Genomic DNA, 15,443 nt, shown 5'->3' with positions numbered 1-15,443 from the left:
AACAGAAAACGGGTCAACCAAACAGATATTTTGATTGACCCGTCATAGTTCGGGGGTTATGCGTCAGCGTGCAGTGCTGCGACACACTCGCGCGCGCCTTTCTCGCACAGTTGCTGATAAGCCTCGATAATTGCTTCCACAAAATCAGCGTTTTCCGCTAAATCATGGCCAAAGATCCCGCTTAATCCCAACAGGGCCATAACGCGTTCACTGCCCTGATACTGCTGATTGATGCGCTGGAATTCCGCCAGCATCGGGTCGACAACGTCAATTGTCTGCCCCTGCTCATCCACGCCATGGGTATAGCGCATCCAGCCCGCCACACCAAGCGCCAGGTGCCGCCAGTCGCTGCCGTTTTGTAGGTGCAGACGAACAGGATCCAACAGGCGCTGCGGCAGTTTCTGGCTGCCATCCATAGCAATCTGCCAGGTACGATGGCGCAGGGATGGATTGCTGAAACGCTCGATCAGCAGGGTCGCATACGCATGGAGATCGGTGCCTTCCGGCATCGACAGTGTGGGGGCCTGCTCCTGCATCATCAATGCAAACGCGGCTTTGCGGTACGCCGGGTTGGTCATGGTATCGGCAATCGTTTCATAACCACCGAGATAGCCCAGATACGCAAGGAAAGAGTGGCTGCCATTAAGCATGCGCAGTTTCATCATTTCAAACGGCACGACATCGGCAACAAACTGCGCGCCGACTTTATCCCAGTCAGGGCGACCGTTCACGAAGTTGTCTTCAATCACCCACTGACGGAACGGTTCGCAGGCGATGGCGCACGGATCGTAAACGCCCAGTTGATCGGCAATCTCCTGCAACGTCTCTGGCGTCGCCGCCGGAACAATGCGATCCACCATGGTGCATGGGAAGGTCGCATGCGTTTCAATCCACTTCGCCAGTTGTGGATCGCGCGCCTGCGCCAGCCCCAGTACCGCAACTTTCGCCACGTGGCCATTTTCACGCACGTTGTCGCAGGACATCACGGTAAATGCCGGCAGACCCTGCTCACGACGCAGATGCAGCGCCTGCACGATATAGCCAATTGCCGATTTCGGCGCAGCCGGATTCGCCAGATCGTGCTTAATCAACGGGTTATTGAGATCTAACTGACCGCTGGCGGCATCTGTACAGTAACCTTTTTCGGTTACCGTCAACGAGACAATCGCCGTCTGTGGACGCGCCATCGCACGCAAAATACCGTCGCAGCCGTCAAGATCCGGGTGCATAGCTTCTTTCATCGAGCCAATCACTTTCAGTACGGTGTTGTCCGCGCCTTTTTCCGCCACGGTATACAGCAGCTGTTGTTTTTGCAGATTTTCAATCAGTACACAGTCGTTACCCGGCATCAGGTTAACTTCACAGATCCCCCAGTCACTGTCCGTAGTTTCCAGCAGGTGATGCGTGTACAGAGCCTGATGTGCACGGTGAAAAGCACCGCATCCCAGGTGAACAATACGGGATTGCAGGCGCGAGTTATCCCATGCAGGGCGCGCAACCGGCAGGTTGCTATTGGCAATTGTCGTTGTCATCGTGAACTCCAGAACCCGTCGGAAATGCCGACGGGAAGAGAAAAGAAAAAGCCGGCCCGACAGGTTGCCGGCCGGTCTGATTTAACGGCTAAAGAAAGCGCGCTGGATAGCCATCTCAACGCCGCGCACTTCCGCCAGCCCTTTCAGGCGACCAATCGCGGAGTAGCCTGGGTTCGTTTTCTTTTTCAGGTCGTCCAGCATCTGGTGACCATGATCCGGGCGCATCGGAATCAAATCTTCTTTACCTTCGGCTTTACGGCGATGCTCTTCTTCAACAATCGCTTTCACCACTTCATACATATCCACGTCACCATTGAGATGCGCCGCTTCATGGAAGGTTTTCGGGTTATCTTCACGCAGCGTGGAACGCAGGTGGGTAAAGTAAATGCGTGGGCCAAACTGTTTGATCATATCAACCAGATCGTTATCCGCACGAACACCGTAAGAGCCGGTGCACATAGTGAAACCGTTCGCCATGCTGCTGACCGTATCAACCATCCACTGCATATCTTCCACGGTAGAAACAATGCGTGGCAGGCCGAGGATCGGACGCGGCGGATCGTCCGGGTGTACCGCCATGCGCACACCGACTTCTTCAGCAACCGGAATAATCGCCTTCAGGAAGACGGCAAAGTTTTCGCGCAGCGCGGCTTTATCGATATCTTTGTAGCGCTCAAGGTGCTGACGGAACTGGTCAAGGGTATAACCTTCTTCCGCCCCCGGCAGACCGGCGATGATATTGCGGGTCAGACGCGCTTTATCTTCTTCGGTCATGGTGGTGAAGCGTTCCTGAGCCTGAGCGACCTCTTCAGCGGTATAGTCTGCTTCTGCTCCGGGACGTTTGAGGATATGAATCTCAAAGGCTGCGAATTCAATCTGGTCAAAGCGCAATGCTTTGGAGCCGTCCGGCAGGACATATTCCAGATCGGTACGCGTCCAGTCGAGTACTGGCATGAAGTTGTAGCACACGGTGCGAATACCACACTGCGCCAGGTTGCGCAGACTCTGTTGGTAGTTGGCAATCCACTGCAGATAGTTACCGGAACGGGTTTTAATGTCTTCGTGGATCGGCACACTTTCGACAACCGACCAGACCAGCCCGGCCTGTTCAACGATAGCTTTGCGTTTTTCGATTTCCTCAACTGACCACACTTCCCCGTTCGGGATATGGTGCAATGCGGTAACAACGCCGGTAGCGCCTGCCTGACGCACATCTGCTAAAGAAACCGGATCGTTAGGACCGTACCAGCGCCATGTCTGTTCCATGCTTTTTAACCTCTTCACATTGTTGGCCCCCGACGTAAACACCGCGAGCCACGACTTACTCAACTGCCGGATTGCTCAACGCATTACGCCAGCAAACCGGACGACATGGTGCATAAATTCTACCTTTCGCTCCTACATGTCAACCTAAACAACAAAATTGGTTAACCAAATCACAAAAACGGTATCAGTGGTCTGACACGAACAGTGAGGTAACGTGATGAAGTTTAGAGGAAAGGACCTGCAAGGCGCGGCCTGAAAGGGAACAGTCTGCTATCAATGTCAACATTGAATATGGATTGTGACATTCATCGCATCAATGGTTAACCAATATGTGTAACATCTCAACCAAAATCATAATAGTTCAACCAAAACAAGGTAGACGTTTTATGCACGTTCTCAATATTCTGTGGGTTGTATTCGGCATCGGCCTCATGCTGGTGCTCAATTTGCGTTTCAAAATAAACTCAATGGTCGCCCTGCTACTGGCGGCACTTTCCGTCGGCATGTTGGCGGGGATGGATTTAATGGAGCTGCTGCACACCATGAAATCCGGTTTCGGCAGTACGTTGGGTGAACTGGCCATTATCGTGGTGTTCGGTGCGGTCATCGGTAAACTGATGGTCGATTCCGGGGCGGCACATCAGATTGCCCATACGCTGCTGGCGCGACTCGGCCTGCGTTATGTGCAGCTATCGGTGATCATTATCGGCCTGATCTTCGGCCTGGCGATGTTCTACGAAGTTGCCTTTATTATGCTGGCGCCGCTGGTGATCGTCATTGCCGCAGAAGCGAAGATCCCGTTCCTGAAACTGGCCATTCCGGCCGTCGCAGCCGCGACCACCGCACACTCACTGTTTCCGCCGCAGCCGGGCCCGGTGGCACTGGTAAACGCCTATGGTGCCGACATGGGTATGGTCTATATCTACGGTATTCTGGTCACTATTCCGAGCGTTATCTGCGCGGGTCTGATCCTGCCGAAATTCCTCGGTAACCTTGAACGCCCAACGCCTTCATTTATGAAAGCCGATGTACCGGTTGACCAGAACAACCTGCCATCATTCGGTGTGTCGATTCTGGTACCGCTGATCCCGGCGATCATCATGATTTCCACTACCATCGCTAACATCTGGCTGGTCAAAGGGACACCAGCGTGGGAAGTGGTCAACTTCTTAGGCTCTTCCCCAATCGCAATGTTCATTGCCATGATTGTCGCCTTCGTGCTGTTTGGTACCGCACGCGGCCATGACATGCAGTGGGTCATGAACGCCTTTGAAAACGCAGTGAAAAGCATCGCCATGGTGATCCTGATCATCGGCGCGGGTGGTGTACTGAAGCAAACCATTATCGATACCGGTATTGGCGATACGATCGGCATGCTGATGTCACACGGCAATATTTCTCCGTATATCATGGCGTGGCTGATCACCGTGCTGATCCGTCTGGCAACCGGCCAGGGTGTGGTGTCGGCAATGACGGCGGCGGGGATTATTAGCGCAGCAATCCTCGACCCGGCAACCGGTCAACTGGTGGGTGTCGATCCGGCGTTACTGGTGCTGGCCACTGCGGCGGGTTCTAACACCCTGACGCATATCAACGATGCCTCCTTCTGGCTGTTCAAAGGTTACTTTGACCTGTCAGTGAAAGACACGTTGAAAACCTGGGGTCTGCTGGAGCTGGTAAACTCCGTGGTTGGCCTGATTATCGTGTTGATCATCAGCATGATTGCCTGATGCTATAAAATCACTCTCCCGCTCTGGCGTCACTGCCAGAGCGGTTCTCAATTCAGCCTCAACAATCTTCAATAATCAGATACACCGCCTTCACCGGGCCGTGAACCCCGACGACCTTGATAAGCTCAATATCCGCCGTTGAACTGGGCCCGCTAATGATATTAATGCACGACGGCATCCGCTCACCGGCCTGCGCTTTCTGATGCAGAATTTCTGCCAGTTGCGCCACACGCGGCAGGATGGTGCTTTTACGCAGCACGAAAATCGAGGACTCCGGCAACAGGCTCAGGGAACGCCCGCGCTCGGGTGCCGAAAACAGCACCACGCCGCCGGACTCCGTTAAGCCGTACTCGGCATACACCACACCGACTTTCGCCTGCTCGGCCAGGGTAATATTCTCTGCCCCGCGAGCCGGCTCCCAGACCACGGCGTTGCATTCCTGCTGCAAGCGTTCGGTTATCCCCAGTTCCACCAACCGGCTGTCACCACTGAGCACCACCGGTTGTTGTCCTAACCCGGCACACAGCCGTAATGCCGTTTCCGCAGCCTGCGCCTCACTGGTCAGTTCACAATGTGCCAGCATGACCTCGCTGGCAAACTGGATAAACGCATCGCAGCGCTGCTGCGGGCTAAGTTCGGTCAGGCGCTCGTTGGCATAGTTGTTCACCGGCGCGGCATCCGCTTGCGGTTCGAAGCGCAACGGGCGGTCCAGCGCCTGGGCGATAGTGTTTAAAAACGCGGTACGGTTATCCATTCTTTTTCTCCTGCGCCTGATGTTTCTTAAACCAACTGCGGAAGCTCTCGCCGTCAGCATCAGGCAGATCGCGCGCCTCCATCCAGTCACCAATCGCACCAACCTTGAGCGGCGTTTTACCGCCATTGATAAACCAGCTCGCCGCATGCGCGCCCGCCATCATCCCCACTTTCCAAAGCCCTGGATGACTATTGGCATACGCGAACATTTTTATCGCCCGGCGTTCGGCTTTCGGGGTAATACCCTCTTCAGCCATAACGCGACGATGACGCAGGATCAGTTTTGACAACGGAATACGTACCGGACAAACGCTGTCGCAGGCCGTGCAGAGCGAACAGGCATACGGCAGATCTTTGAAATCTTTATAGCCGCCGAGCAACGGAGAAATCACCGCGCCGATAGGACCGGGATAGATTGAGCCATACCCGTGTCCACCAATGTGGCGGTAGGCCGGACAGGTGTTCATACAGGCCCCACAGCGTATGCAGCGCAGTACATCGCGAAACTCAGAACCGAGCACTTGCGAACGGCCATTATCGACAATCACCAGGTGGAACTCTTCTGGTCCATCAACGTTATCCGCCTCACGCGGGCCGGTCAGCCAGGTGTTATAGCCTGTCAGACGAGCCCCTACAGCACTGCGCGCCAGCATGGTGATCAGCACATCCACATCGGCGAACGTCGGCGCGATACGCTCCATCCCCATCACCGCAATGTGCGTTTTCGGCAACGTGGTACACATCCGCGCGTTGCCTTCGTTGGTCACCAGGCAAACAGAACCGGTTTCCGCGACGGCAAAGTTACACCCGGTAATGCCAATTTCAGCACTCAGGAAATCCTCGCGGATCTTCTGGCGGATGAACAAGGTCATCGCTTCTGGCGTTTCCGGGCCATCGTAGCCCAGGCGCTCGTGCAACACGCGGCGGATCTGATAACGATCTTTATGAATAGCCGGAACCACGACGTGCGAAGGCGGGTCCTGATCCAGTTGCAGAATGTACTCACCCAGGTCGGTTTCGATCACCTGGATCCCGGCATCCTGCAGGACATGATTGACGCCGATCTCTTCAGTCACCATCGACTTGGACTTCACCACCTTCTTCGCATTTTTACTCTGCGCGACCTGCAAAATGTAGCGGGTGGCCTCTTCTTTCGTTTTGGCAAAATAGACGTGACCGCCGTTTTCCGTCACTTTTTCTGAGAGCTGATACAGGTAAGCGTCGAGGTTGCTCAGAACGTGATCGCGGATCTGGCTGGCACGATCGCGCCAGTCTTCCCAGTGGCCTAATTCATCGACCATTTTCTGGCGATTCGCGCCGATACGCTCCTGCGCATTGGCCACGGCTTTGCGCATGATCGGATCTTCTATCTGCTGACGAATGCGCAGTTTAAACTCTACATCGCTGGTTTTAATCGACATCTCATTCCCCTCAGCGGCTCATCAGCACTTCAGCAATATGCATCACTTTGACCGGTTGCCCTTCACGCTGCAGTCGGCCGCCAATGTTGAGCAAACAACTGACATCAGCGCCGATCAAATACTCCGGCTTCGCATCCATCAGATGTAAGACTTTTTCTTTCACCATCTCGCCCGATATCTCAGCCATTTTGACCGAGAATGTTCCACCAAACCCGCAGCAGGTGTCCTGATCGGCAAAGGTCAGTAATTCCAGCCCACGCACATTTTTCAGCAGCGTGAGCGGCTCATCCTTTACACCCAGCTTGCGGGTCAGGCTACAGGAAGGGTGATACACCGCCCGGCCCTGCAGGCTGGCGCCGACATCCACCACGCCCAGTTTGTTAACGATAAAAGAGGTCAGATCCTGCATACGAGCGGCAACGTTCTCAGCACGTAGCGCCCATTCTGGTTCATCCGCCAGATAGGTCGGATAGCTTTTTACCGCGTAGGTACAAGAGCCTGCCGGGGAGATAATCGGGTAGTCGTTGTCTTCCAGAGCGGCGATCAGGTTTTTCATCCCTGGGATCGCTTCTTTGATATAGCCGCTGTTAATCGCTGGCTGACCACAGCACCCCTGTTTTTCAGGGAAATTCACGCGGCAGCCCAGTTTTTCCAGCAGCAATACGGAGTCTCGTGCCATCCGTGATTTCAGTGCATCACCAATACAGGTGACAAAGAAATTTACATTCACAATAACTACTCCATTGCTTCATTTCTGTTTATTGCGCTTGATATCGCTATATCAAGCAAAGGTTCAGCCGTGTATCACGCCCAGTTTTTCGGTTTTTTTGGTTTTACTAATGACTGAGTTCATAGTGATGCCCGGATCGTTTTCCGTTGGTGGCGACTCTCCGCTTCTTATATCAGGACAATCGCAAACGTCTGTATTTTCATTTGTATGACAAAACCAAATAATCCTCTAATCAACAAGCATATGCAATACCCATGTTTATTTCTTTCGGCCTTGCTCACATTTTTATATTGGGAACCATAGCGTTATTAAAACCTTAAAAACAGTTTCAGATGATGACTACTCTCGTCATTACCATTATTAAAAGGGTTATTAAATAACTACTTATAGGTATTTGCCTTACTCTTAAGTATATTTACCTGTCAGCAACTTTTAATTAAAAGATTACAATAGTTACAAAACCATTAATCATAATTACTTTATTCACTGAAGCGATTCAGTTTGCATATTTTATTTATGCGTCAATATAGCCTTTCCGCCATAAATATAAATCAGGTTTAATGAACCAAGCAGGAATAATAATGAACGAATATTTTATGTTTGCCCTTGCACTCTCTCCCTTACTGCTAATGGTATTTTTAATACTGAAATTGAAAATGCCCATCCATTATTCTGTGTTGATCTCTCTGGTATTCACCGCCGCGCTATCAGCGATATTCTGGTCGATGCCGGTACAGAATCTGAAAGCCGCGATAGGCTATGGCGCACTGAAGGGATTATGGCCGATCGTGATTGTGATCCTCGGCGCTATCTTTAGTTATAACGTCATGCAGGCAACCAAAGCGCTGGATATTCTGCGCGATATTCTCGCCAGCATTAGCGAAGATAAGCGTATTCAGGTGCTGCTGATTTCATGGTGTTTTGGCGGGTTTCTGGAAGCCGCGGCGGGTTATGGCACGGCGGTCGCCATTCCGATCGGCATTCTTATCGCGCTGGGATTCAACCCGCTGAAGGCGGCGATTGCCTCTCTGGTGGCAAATACCGTTCCCACTGCATTCGGCGCAGTCGGGATCCCGGTTTCTATTCTGGCGGAACAGGTTAACCTGCCGGTTTATACCTTAGGCGGAACCATTATTCTGCAGCTCGCGCTGTTTAATATCCTGCTGCCGTTTGTGATTATTTGTATTATTGGCGGCGGCCTGAAAGCTATTCGCGGCGTATTTCTGATCACGCTGATTTGCGGCATCACCACGCTGGTTCCGCAATATTTTGTCGCTATTCATCTTGGCGCGGAATTACCCGCCTTTGCCGGTAGCCTGGTCAGCCTGTTTGCCGTGGCCATTGCCAGTCGCCTGCGCAAAGGGAAAACCGATCCCGAGTGGCGAATTGAAGTCAGCCATACCCGCGAAACCACACCGCGCTCGGCAAAAGTGTTGTTCCGCGTTGGCTCTATTTATCTGTTCATTTTCGTGTTTATCCTGTTGTGCTCACCATTGTTCCCGTCAGTAAAAGCCGCAGCGTCACAACTGGCCTCCGTGCTGCATTTCACGCTGGCCGATGGCAAAACCCTGGCGCTGAAAGTGGAATGGGTGACCACACCAGGAATGTTGATCATCTTTGCGACCATTATCGGTGGTTTTATTCAGGGAGCATCTGCACGCGGGATGCTGGAAGTATTTATCAAAACTATTTTCCAGCTTAAAAACTCTATCGTCGCGATTATGGCGATCGTCGCGCTGGCCACGGTGATGGATCTCAGCGGGATTATCTCCACGCTGGCCCAGTCGATTGTCGATCTGACCGGCAGTTCGTACGTTTTCCTTGCCCCGGTCATCGGCGCACTGGGCACGTTTGTGACCGGCAGCGACACCAACTCGAATATTCTGTTTGGTAAACTGCAAACCATTGCCGCCAGTAAACTGCATATCGATCCCAACTGGCTGGCGGCGGCTAACACCTCTGGCGCAACGGGTGGGAAAATGATCTCGCCGCAAAGCATCGCCATTGCGGTTTCGGCCACCAAAATGGACGGTCAGGCTAACCAGATAATGTCCGGCACCATGAAATACTGCTGCGCCTACATTGTGATCCTCGGCCTGAAAGTGGGTCTCTTTTATTACTGGTTTATGGCGTAATCCATTGTCAACCCCGTCAAATTCGCGGCAATCGTTTTTGACGGCATCGTGACCAAAAAGGTTTACACCGCCTTGAAATCGGAACGACGCCGTTGGCTTTACGATTTGTCGGCGCTGACTAAAATAGCGCCGATGTTTCAAATCGAGGATAGTTGTTATGTTGTTCTGGAAAAAGATGGTGAAGAAGTTCGACGCTTTCTCTGCGTTGATTCCACCACGCTACTTCCGCGTGTAACGCCAGATGGCGCTTCCCTTACCCGGCCTACGTTTCACACTCATGTATAGGCCGGATAAAGCGCAAGCGCCGCATCCGGCAGCAGCGTAAACACGCTCCCTTTCACTTTCGCAGTTTGCACGCTCTTAACACCCTGACCCACAGACGAAGCCACGCAAAACGGTAGACCAACGGATGCTGAAACCGCAGCAATGTCAGAAACACAGAGCCCCCCTTGCGGCGTCAGATCACCGTTGCCAGATAGCGAACCTGTGGGTCCATAATCTGATGACGCGCGTCTATCAGCCGCAGTTCATACGAGTCTCGCTCTTTCGTCAGCCGCATCACCGCATCGACAACACTGGTGGTCCGCTCCAGCGCCAGCTTGTCCGCATAACCATTGAGCAGTGAGGCCAGCATCACACTGCAAATCAGATCCCCAACACCCACCGGCATTTTGGCAAAGGTATACAGCGGTCTGGCAATGTGTAACGTCTGTTCCGGCGTCACCAGCAGCATTTCAAACGCCTGCTTATCACGCGAGCAGTCACCGAGATGTTTCACCAGCACCTTCTTCACGCCCCACGCCACCAGCTGCTGCGCCGCTTCCACCACCTCGTCAAAACTACGCAGCTGTCTGCCCGTCAGCACACCCAGTTCATAGAGATTTGGCCCCATTATGTCGGCCAGTTGGATCGCGTCATCGACAAAAAAGGACTCCACGCCCTGCGCGACAATGCAGCCTTTTTGCGGATCGCCCATCACCGGATCGCAAAAGTAGAGCGCCTGCGGGTTACGCTGACGAAGAGTGGTGACCGCGTGCTTTACCTCCTCGCAATGACGTTTATCACCGAGATAACCCGACAACACGGCATCGCACTGGGCGAGTTTTTGCAGATCGTCCAGCCCGCTGATGATCGCACTCAGCTCACCGGGCGGCATCGCCATCCCCTGCCACATCCCGTACTGGGTATGGTTAGAAAACTGTACGGTGTAAAACGGCCAGACATCGATCCCCGAGAGCTGCATCGGCAACACCGCGGCCTTGTTCCCGGCATAGCCATAAACGACTGACGACTGAACAGACAACACGTTTTTCATTTTGACTCCGTCTAACGAAACGTTGGCAGCAGACCCAATACGTCCAGAACAACCGTCAGGTAGACAACCGCTCCGCAGATAATCACCAGGTTGAGCACGGTGTTGTTGCAGGGCGCTGTATACGTGGCCGTCGGAAAACGCTTCCGCGCGGCTTTCACCAGGAACGGCGGCAGGATCACACTCCAGATGGTAAAGGCCAGACCGGCGTAGCCAATCGCGTGCACAAAACCGTTCGGGAAGAAGAAGCACACGGCGGCTGGCGGGAAGTAGGTCACCAGCGCAGTTTTCAGGCGGCCCAAGCCGTTATCCGGGAAGTGAAACAGGTCGGCGATGTAATCGAACAGACCAAGGGTTGCCGCCAGCAGGGAACTGGCCACGGCGAAGTTGCCGAAGAAGGTCAGGATCAGGTCCATATAGCGGCTGGTGAACAACCCGCTGATGGCCTCGACAAACACGTCAATATTGCCACCTTTGGCGATAATCGGCGGGAACGAGGAACGGCTGATGTTGCCCATCGTGACACCCAGCCAGAAGATATACAGCAGCAGGGCAAACAGCGTACCGATGATAATAGAACGCGTAATATGTGAGATACCGCCCTTGCCATACAGTTTGACCAGGCTCGGCACGTTACCGTGAAAACCAAACGAGATAATACAGAACGGCAGCGTCATCAGAATGTACGGCAGGTACTGCGAATTCGGCAGCGCTACCGCCACGCTGTCCACGAGCTTCGCCACTTCGATATGACCTACCAGCCCGGAGAAGGTGGCAAAGAACGCGATAAATTTACCGATAATCAACACGGTGGTGATGCGTCCGACCAGCAGTGAGCTGTACCAGGCAATCGCCCCGACCAGCATACTGACAATCACCACCGAGATATTCGCCGGAAAGCGCACGCCGCTGTATTTGAACACGGTTTGCGCCATCACTGCCGACGAACCAGAAATATAGGCATAGGTCAGAATATACAGCACAAAGCCGAAAGCGATACCGACCACGATATTCCACTTTCGGCCTAATAAATCCTGGGTAAAGGTATTAAAACTGGCACCAGCGCCATAATGCAGGTTAACTTCGACCAGCATCAGACCGGTTAATAACATCATGATAGCAATAAAAAGAAGAATAACAGAGGCACCGGGAAACCATACGCCGGCCATCGCAATCGGCAGGGAAAACATCCCGCCACCCACAACGGTTGCGATAACCAACATGGTTCCGCTAATCAGTCCGGGGGTACTACTCTGTCGCTCAATGGCATTAATATCCATGATAAATGTTCCTGTAGACTATTCGTTATAATTACAGCTGTCATTTGTACATCATGCGGATAATAAAAATGTCGGAGTCAGGGTTTGCTTCTTTTCGTTATGTCACGGTAACGGGCACCGCAAAGGCTTCCTGTTCATGGAAAAAGAAAACAAAAAAGCCCCATCAGGTGATGGGGCCATAAAAATAATTTAGATATAATCAAAGCGTGCAGTAAAGAAGCGCAGCTGCTTCGGCTCGTAAATAAACTTCAGCCCGCGAATATCTTCTTTGTGCTGGTAAAGTTTAATAATACCGTCAGCCACGACATCCATATGCGCGTAGGTATAAACGCGGCGCGGAATAGTCAGACGCACGGTTTCCAGTTTCGGTCTGTGGTGTTCACCGGTCACATTATTACGACCCGCAGAGATAATACCGCGCTCCATACTGCGTACGCCGGTTTCCACATAGATGCTCGCCGCCAGGCTTTGCGCCGGGAACTCGTCCTGGGTCAGATGCTCGCAGAAGCGACGCGCATCGAGGAATACCGCGTGACCGCCTACCGGTTCAACAATCGGTACACCAGCGGCTTTCAGCTTGTCGCCCAGATAGCGAACCTGCTTCACACGGTGCTCGATATATTCGTACTGCATCGCTTCACGCAGGCCAATCGCCATCGCTTCCATATCGCGTCCGGCCAGACCACCGTAGGATGGCATCCCCTCGTAGACCACGACTAACTCTTTGGCAGAAGAGAACATTTCGTCATCGTTCATGCACAGGAAGCCGCCGATGTTGACCAGACAGTCTTTTTTACCACTCATGGTACAACCGTCGGCATAGCTGAACATCTCGTGCACGATCTCTGCGATGCTCTTGTTCTCAAAGCCCTGCTCTTGCTCTTTGATGAAGTAGGCGTTTTCTACGCAGCGGGTGGCGTCGTAGAACACTTTAATGCCGTGTGCTGCCGTCAGTTCACGCACCGCGCGCATGTTCGCCATCGAGACCGGCTGCCCACCCGCGAGGTTTACCGTGACCGCCAGGCAGATATAGGCAATATTCTCTGCGCCTTTTTCATCAATCAGCTTTTGTAATTTTTTAAGATCGATATCACCTTTGAATGCAATATTCAGACCGGCATCGTGTGCTTCGTCACGCACGATATCGACAAACACCGCACCATTTTTTTCCTGGTGATAACGGGTAGTAGTGAAATACATATTACCGGCAACATATTGCCCCGGTTTAATTGCCAACTGCGATAACAGGTTTTCTGCACCGCGGCCCTGGTGAGTAGGAACAATATGTTTAAAGCCAAACAGTTCCTGAACAGTTCTTTCCAGATGATAGAAGTTTTCGCTACCTGCGTAGGCTTCATCACCCATCATCATTCCGGCCCACTGCTTATCGCTCATCGCGTTGGTGCCACTGTCGGTCAGCAGGTCAATATAAATATCTTTCGAGTTTAACAGGAAAGTATTGTAACCCGCTTCCTGCATTTTCTTAAGGCGCTCATCACGCGGGATCATAGATACAGTTTCAACGCTTTTAATACGGAAGGGTTCTGCCGGATAATTCATTTTGTTTCTCCAGTAACAGTGGTCATGTACGTATTAATGTGAAGTAAAGCATATCGGGTTCATCAGTAAGCCTTGATGAAATATAACTATTCGCCTCCTGAACCAGGGGGAGAAATAATGTGCAGGCACTATGCAAGATTTGATTGATTATGGAAATAGCACGGTCAACATTAATCACTGGCAATAATTTAAAAAGCTGTAAATGTGAGTGATACAAATCACATGGCTTTTTTTTACCCATTCATATTCAACAACTTTTTTTCTGCGTGTTGATTTTCCCTTCACCGTTGCATGCCACTGGAGAGGGGAAATACTGAAAACTTAACTTTCCAGGCTGTTCTCATTATGTATTGGTGAATGAGTACACCCCATTTTGTGAGAGTCGGATCACTTCACGGACTTATATTTGTGATTCATATCACTAAAAGTGTAAAGCAAAGTGTACAAAACGTAGTTGCTTCAGAGTTTGCTATTTACTTCAGTGAGTTAGATCTCATTTCTGCCAGATGCCAACCGATGTTGTTTTCTGGAACGTGGCGATATTGAGGCGTGCAAAGGGGAATGAATTTATACGGTGAATAATACCGGATTTATTGGGGTGAAGGAGTTTTCTATTTATTCCGAAAGCGTGCTATTCGCGCTTATTTCATCTTATTTACATCTGGACTTCACCCAAGATACTGGCGTTATTTACAGGGGTTTTATTAGCGCGATGCGAAGGTGCGCCAACACCTGCGCATCGCTAATCACAGTAACTATTATCGGAGAATAGCCATCATGACTGATACGCATTGTATTGCAGTTTCATTTGATCCAGAAGTGCACGCCGCAGATAACCGTCGCCTGAAGGTGGGTTATGCGAGTCGTTATCCTGATTACAGCCGCACACCGGTAAAATACGTCCAGTTTCCGTCCATCGTGATGAAAGGCCAGTGGCTCAAAGCCGCCGGATTCGACACCGGCACCAGTGTCGATGTGCGCGTAATGCAAGGCTGCATCGTGTTAACCGCCCGCGCCGTCGAACCCGAAGAGTCAGAACTGATGAAATCCCTGCGCGCCGTGGAAAAGCTCTCCGCACGCAAGCAAAAGCAGGTGCTGGAGTTTATCGGGGTAATCGTGGGGAAAGCGGTGAAGGGGTGAGAGTGTGATTGAGGCGCCTGCAGGCGCTTTTTTAGGGGATACTGCGCCATCTGTGCTTTATGCCGTAGTACGTTCGTTCCAGGCGTCGGTATATTGAATGTTGCCATCTACGATACACCAGGTGATTTTTTCATAGCGCAGTTGTACGCTTTCTAAATGCCCGGTTCCCGTTACCGTACGTGTGTCATGCACGATTGGTGTCACTGATACAACTTTTACACCTTCAAGTAGGGTATAAAAATATTCCACTTCCTGGCCTGCGTCGTTTATGTGATAGAACTTAAGTTCCGCACTTTGAAGTGTCTGACCTGTCGCAACTGCTTTGTAAAGGTATGGGCTGGAGGAATCGCTCTCTTTGTCAAATAGAAATGGGCCATGTTGGCGTGTACCGGTTAGCTTCCCGGTGGCACCATCTGTTGGAATGCTAAGGTTATATGTTAGACCACGTAGCTCAATACTGCCTTCACGTCCCTGGACATCTGAACCTCCACTGTGGACTGACCCCATGACTGTAGACATATCCTGACCTCACGACGAGGCCTGTTCAAAGGCCTCCGGACTGACCCCGCCGAGATGACTGTGGC

At 51.9% G+C, this 15,443-nt stretch carries 12 protein-coding genes; 3 read left to right on the top strand and 9 right to left on the bottom strand.

Going from position 1 to position 15,443, the window contains the following annotated elements:
- Positions 1 to 56: 56 nt before the first annotated feature.
- Together ACLJXE_RS12740 and uxuA are read right to left on the bottom strand one after the other, a co-directional pair.
- Complete coding sequence (locus ACLJXE_RS12740; RefSeq protein WP_410751047.1) at positions 57 to 1,532, bottom strand: fructuronate reductase; 1,476 nt, start codon at positions 1,530 to 1,532, stop codon at positions 57 to 59.
- An 81-nt stretch (positions 1,533 to 1,613) separates the two neighbouring features.
- Positions 1,614 to 2,798, bottom strand: coding sequence for a mannonate dehydratase (uxuA, locus tag ACLJXE_RS12735; RefSeq protein WP_286630624.1), 1,185 nt, complete (start codon positions 2,796 to 2,798; stop codon positions 1,614 to 1,616).
- A 386-nt stretch (positions 2,799 to 3,184) separates the two neighbouring features.
- On the opposite strand from uxuA, the gene gntP reads away from it, so the two are divergent.
- Positions 3,185 to 4,528: a gluconate permease GntP gene (gene gntP, locus ACLJXE_RS12730; RefSeq protein ID WP_410751046.1), complete on the top strand. Its 1,344-nt coding sequence runs from the start codon at positions 3,185 to 3,187 to the stop codon at positions 4,526 to 4,528.
- A gap of 58 nt (positions 4,529 to 4,586) precedes the next feature.
- Here the strand turns inward: gntP and ACLJXE_RS12725 are convergent, their stop codons facing one another.
- The 3 genes from ACLJXE_RS12725 to ACLJXE_RS12715 are packed head-to-tail and all read right to left on the bottom strand — an operon-like array spanning position 4,587 to position 7,432.
- Positions 4,587 to 5,282, bottom strand: coding sequence for a LutC/YkgG family protein (locus ACLJXE_RS12725; RefSeq protein ID WP_410751045.1), 696 nt, complete (start codon positions 5,280 to 5,282; stop codon positions 4,587 to 4,589).
- Positions 5,275 to 6,702 (bottom strand): LutB/LldF family L-lactate oxidation iron-sulfur protein, encoded by a 1,428-nt coding sequence (locus tag ACLJXE_RS12720; protein ID WP_286630622.1) that lies wholly within the window; start codon positions 6,700 to 6,702, stop codon positions 5,275 to 5,277. Before ACLJXE_RS12720 ends, ACLJXE_RS12725 begins: the two co-directional genes overlap by 8 nt.
- A 10-nt stretch (positions 6,703 to 6,712) precedes the next feature.
- Positions 6,713 to 7,432, bottom strand: a complete 720-nt coding sequence (locus ACLJXE_RS12715) for a (Fe-S)-binding protein (RefSeq protein ID WP_286630621.1) — start codon at positions 7,430 to 7,432, stop codon at positions 6,713 to 6,715.
- 581 nt (positions 7,433 to 8,013) lie between these two features.
- Here ACLJXE_RS12715 and ACLJXE_RS12710 point away from each other — a divergent pair.
- Positions 8,014 to 9,567 (top strand): L-lactate permease, encoded by a 1,554-nt coding sequence (locus tag ACLJXE_RS12710; protein ID WP_410751044.1) that lies wholly within the window; start codon positions 8,014 to 8,016, stop codon positions 9,565 to 9,567.
- Between the two features lie 457 nt (positions 9,568 to 10,024).
- Here ACLJXE_RS12710 and pdxY read toward each other — a convergent pair whose 3' ends face one another.
- From pdxY to ACLJXE_RS12695, 3 genes are all read right to left on the bottom strand, one after another.
- Positions 10,025 to 10,882, bottom strand: a complete 858-nt coding sequence (gene pdxY / locus ACLJXE_RS12705) for a pyridoxal kinase PdxY (RefSeq protein WP_410751043.1) — start codon at positions 10,880 to 10,882, stop codon at positions 10,025 to 10,027.
- An 11-nt stretch (positions 10,883 to 10,893) separates the two neighbouring features.
- Positions 10,894 to 12,159, bottom strand: a complete 1,266-nt coding sequence (locus ACLJXE_RS12700) for an aromatic amino acid transporter (RefSeq protein ID WP_410751042.1) — start codon at positions 12,157 to 12,159, stop codon at positions 10,894 to 10,896.
- Positions 12,160 to 12,348: 189 nt separating this feature from the next.
- Complete coding sequence (locus tag ACLJXE_RS12695) at positions 12,349 to 13,719, bottom strand: tyrosine phenol-lyase (RefSeq protein ID WP_016155590.1); 1,371 nt, start codon at positions 13,717 to 13,719, stop codon at positions 12,349 to 12,351.
- A gap of 777 nt (positions 13,720 to 14,496) precedes the next feature.
- On the opposite strand from ACLJXE_RS12695, the gene symE reads away from it, so the two are divergent.
- Complete coding sequence (gene symE, locus ACLJXE_RS12690; protein WP_410751041.1) at positions 14,497 to 14,859, top strand: endoribonuclease SymE; 363 nt, start codon at positions 14,497 to 14,499, stop codon at positions 14,857 to 14,859.
- A gap of 57 nt (positions 14,860 to 14,916) precedes the next feature.
- Here symE and ACLJXE_RS12685 read toward each other — a convergent pair whose 3' ends face one another.
- Positions 14,917 to 15,366, bottom strand: a complete 450-nt coding sequence (locus ACLJXE_RS12685; RefSeq protein ID WP_410751040.1) for an Hcp family type VI secretion system effector — start codon at positions 15,364 to 15,366, stop codon at positions 14,917 to 14,919.
- Positions 15,367 to 15,443 lie beyond the last annotated feature (77 nt).

This window comes from Citrobacter sp. U14242 (genome assembly GCF_046555775.1).
Classification (GTDB): domain Bacteria; phylum Pseudomonadota; class Gammaproteobacteria; order Enterobacterales; family Enterobacteriaceae; genus Citrobacter.
Note: the sequence above shows the minus strand (reverse complement) of the source record. Positions and strands in the feature narration are given on the sequence as shown.

Bases quoted from the DNA above. Each gene is read 5' to 3' on its own strand.
- pdxY (WP_410751043.1), bottom strand. From the start codon at position 10,882: ATGAAAAACGTGTTGTCTGTTCAGTCGTCAGTCGTTTATGGCTATGCC.
- ACLJXE_RS12710 (WP_410751044.1), top strand. From the start codon at position 8,014: ATGAACGAATATTTTATGTTTGCCCTTGCACTCTCTCCCTTACTGCTA.
- ACLJXE_RS12720 (WP_286630622.1), bottom strand. From the start codon at position 6,702: ATGTCGATTAAAACCAGCGATGTAGAGTTTAAACTGCGCATTCGTCAG.
- ACLJXE_RS12685 (WP_410751040.1), bottom strand. From the start codon at position 15,366: ATGGGGTCAGTCCACAGTGGAGGTTCAGATGTCCAGGGACGTGAAGGC.
- uxuA (WP_286630624.1), bottom strand. From the start codon at position 2,798: ATGGAACAGACATGGCGCTGGTACGGTCCTAACGATCCGGTTTCTTTA.
- ACLJXE_RS12740 (WP_410751047.1), bottom strand. From the start codon at position 1,532: ATGACAACGACAATTGCCAATAGCAACCTGCCGGTTGCGCGCCCTGCA.
- ACLJXE_RS12695 (WP_016155590.1), bottom strand. From the start codon at position 13,719: ATGAATTATCCGGCAGAACCCTTCCGTATTAAAAGCGTTGAAACTGTA.
- symE (WP_410751041.1), top strand. From the start codon at position 14,497: ATGACTGATACGCATTGTATTGCAGTTTCATTTGATCCAGAAGTGCAC.
- ACLJXE_RS12725 (WP_410751045.1), bottom strand. From the start codon at position 5,282: ATGGATAACCGTACCGCGTTTTTAAACACTATCGCCCAGGCGCTGGAC.
- gntP (WP_410751046.1), top strand. From the start codon at position 3,185: ATGCACGTTCTCAATATTCTGTGGGTTGTATTCGGCATCGGCCTCATG.
- ACLJXE_RS12700 (WP_410751042.1), bottom strand. From the start codon at position 12,159: ATGGATATTAATGCCATTGAGCGACAGAGTAGTACCCCCGGACTGATT.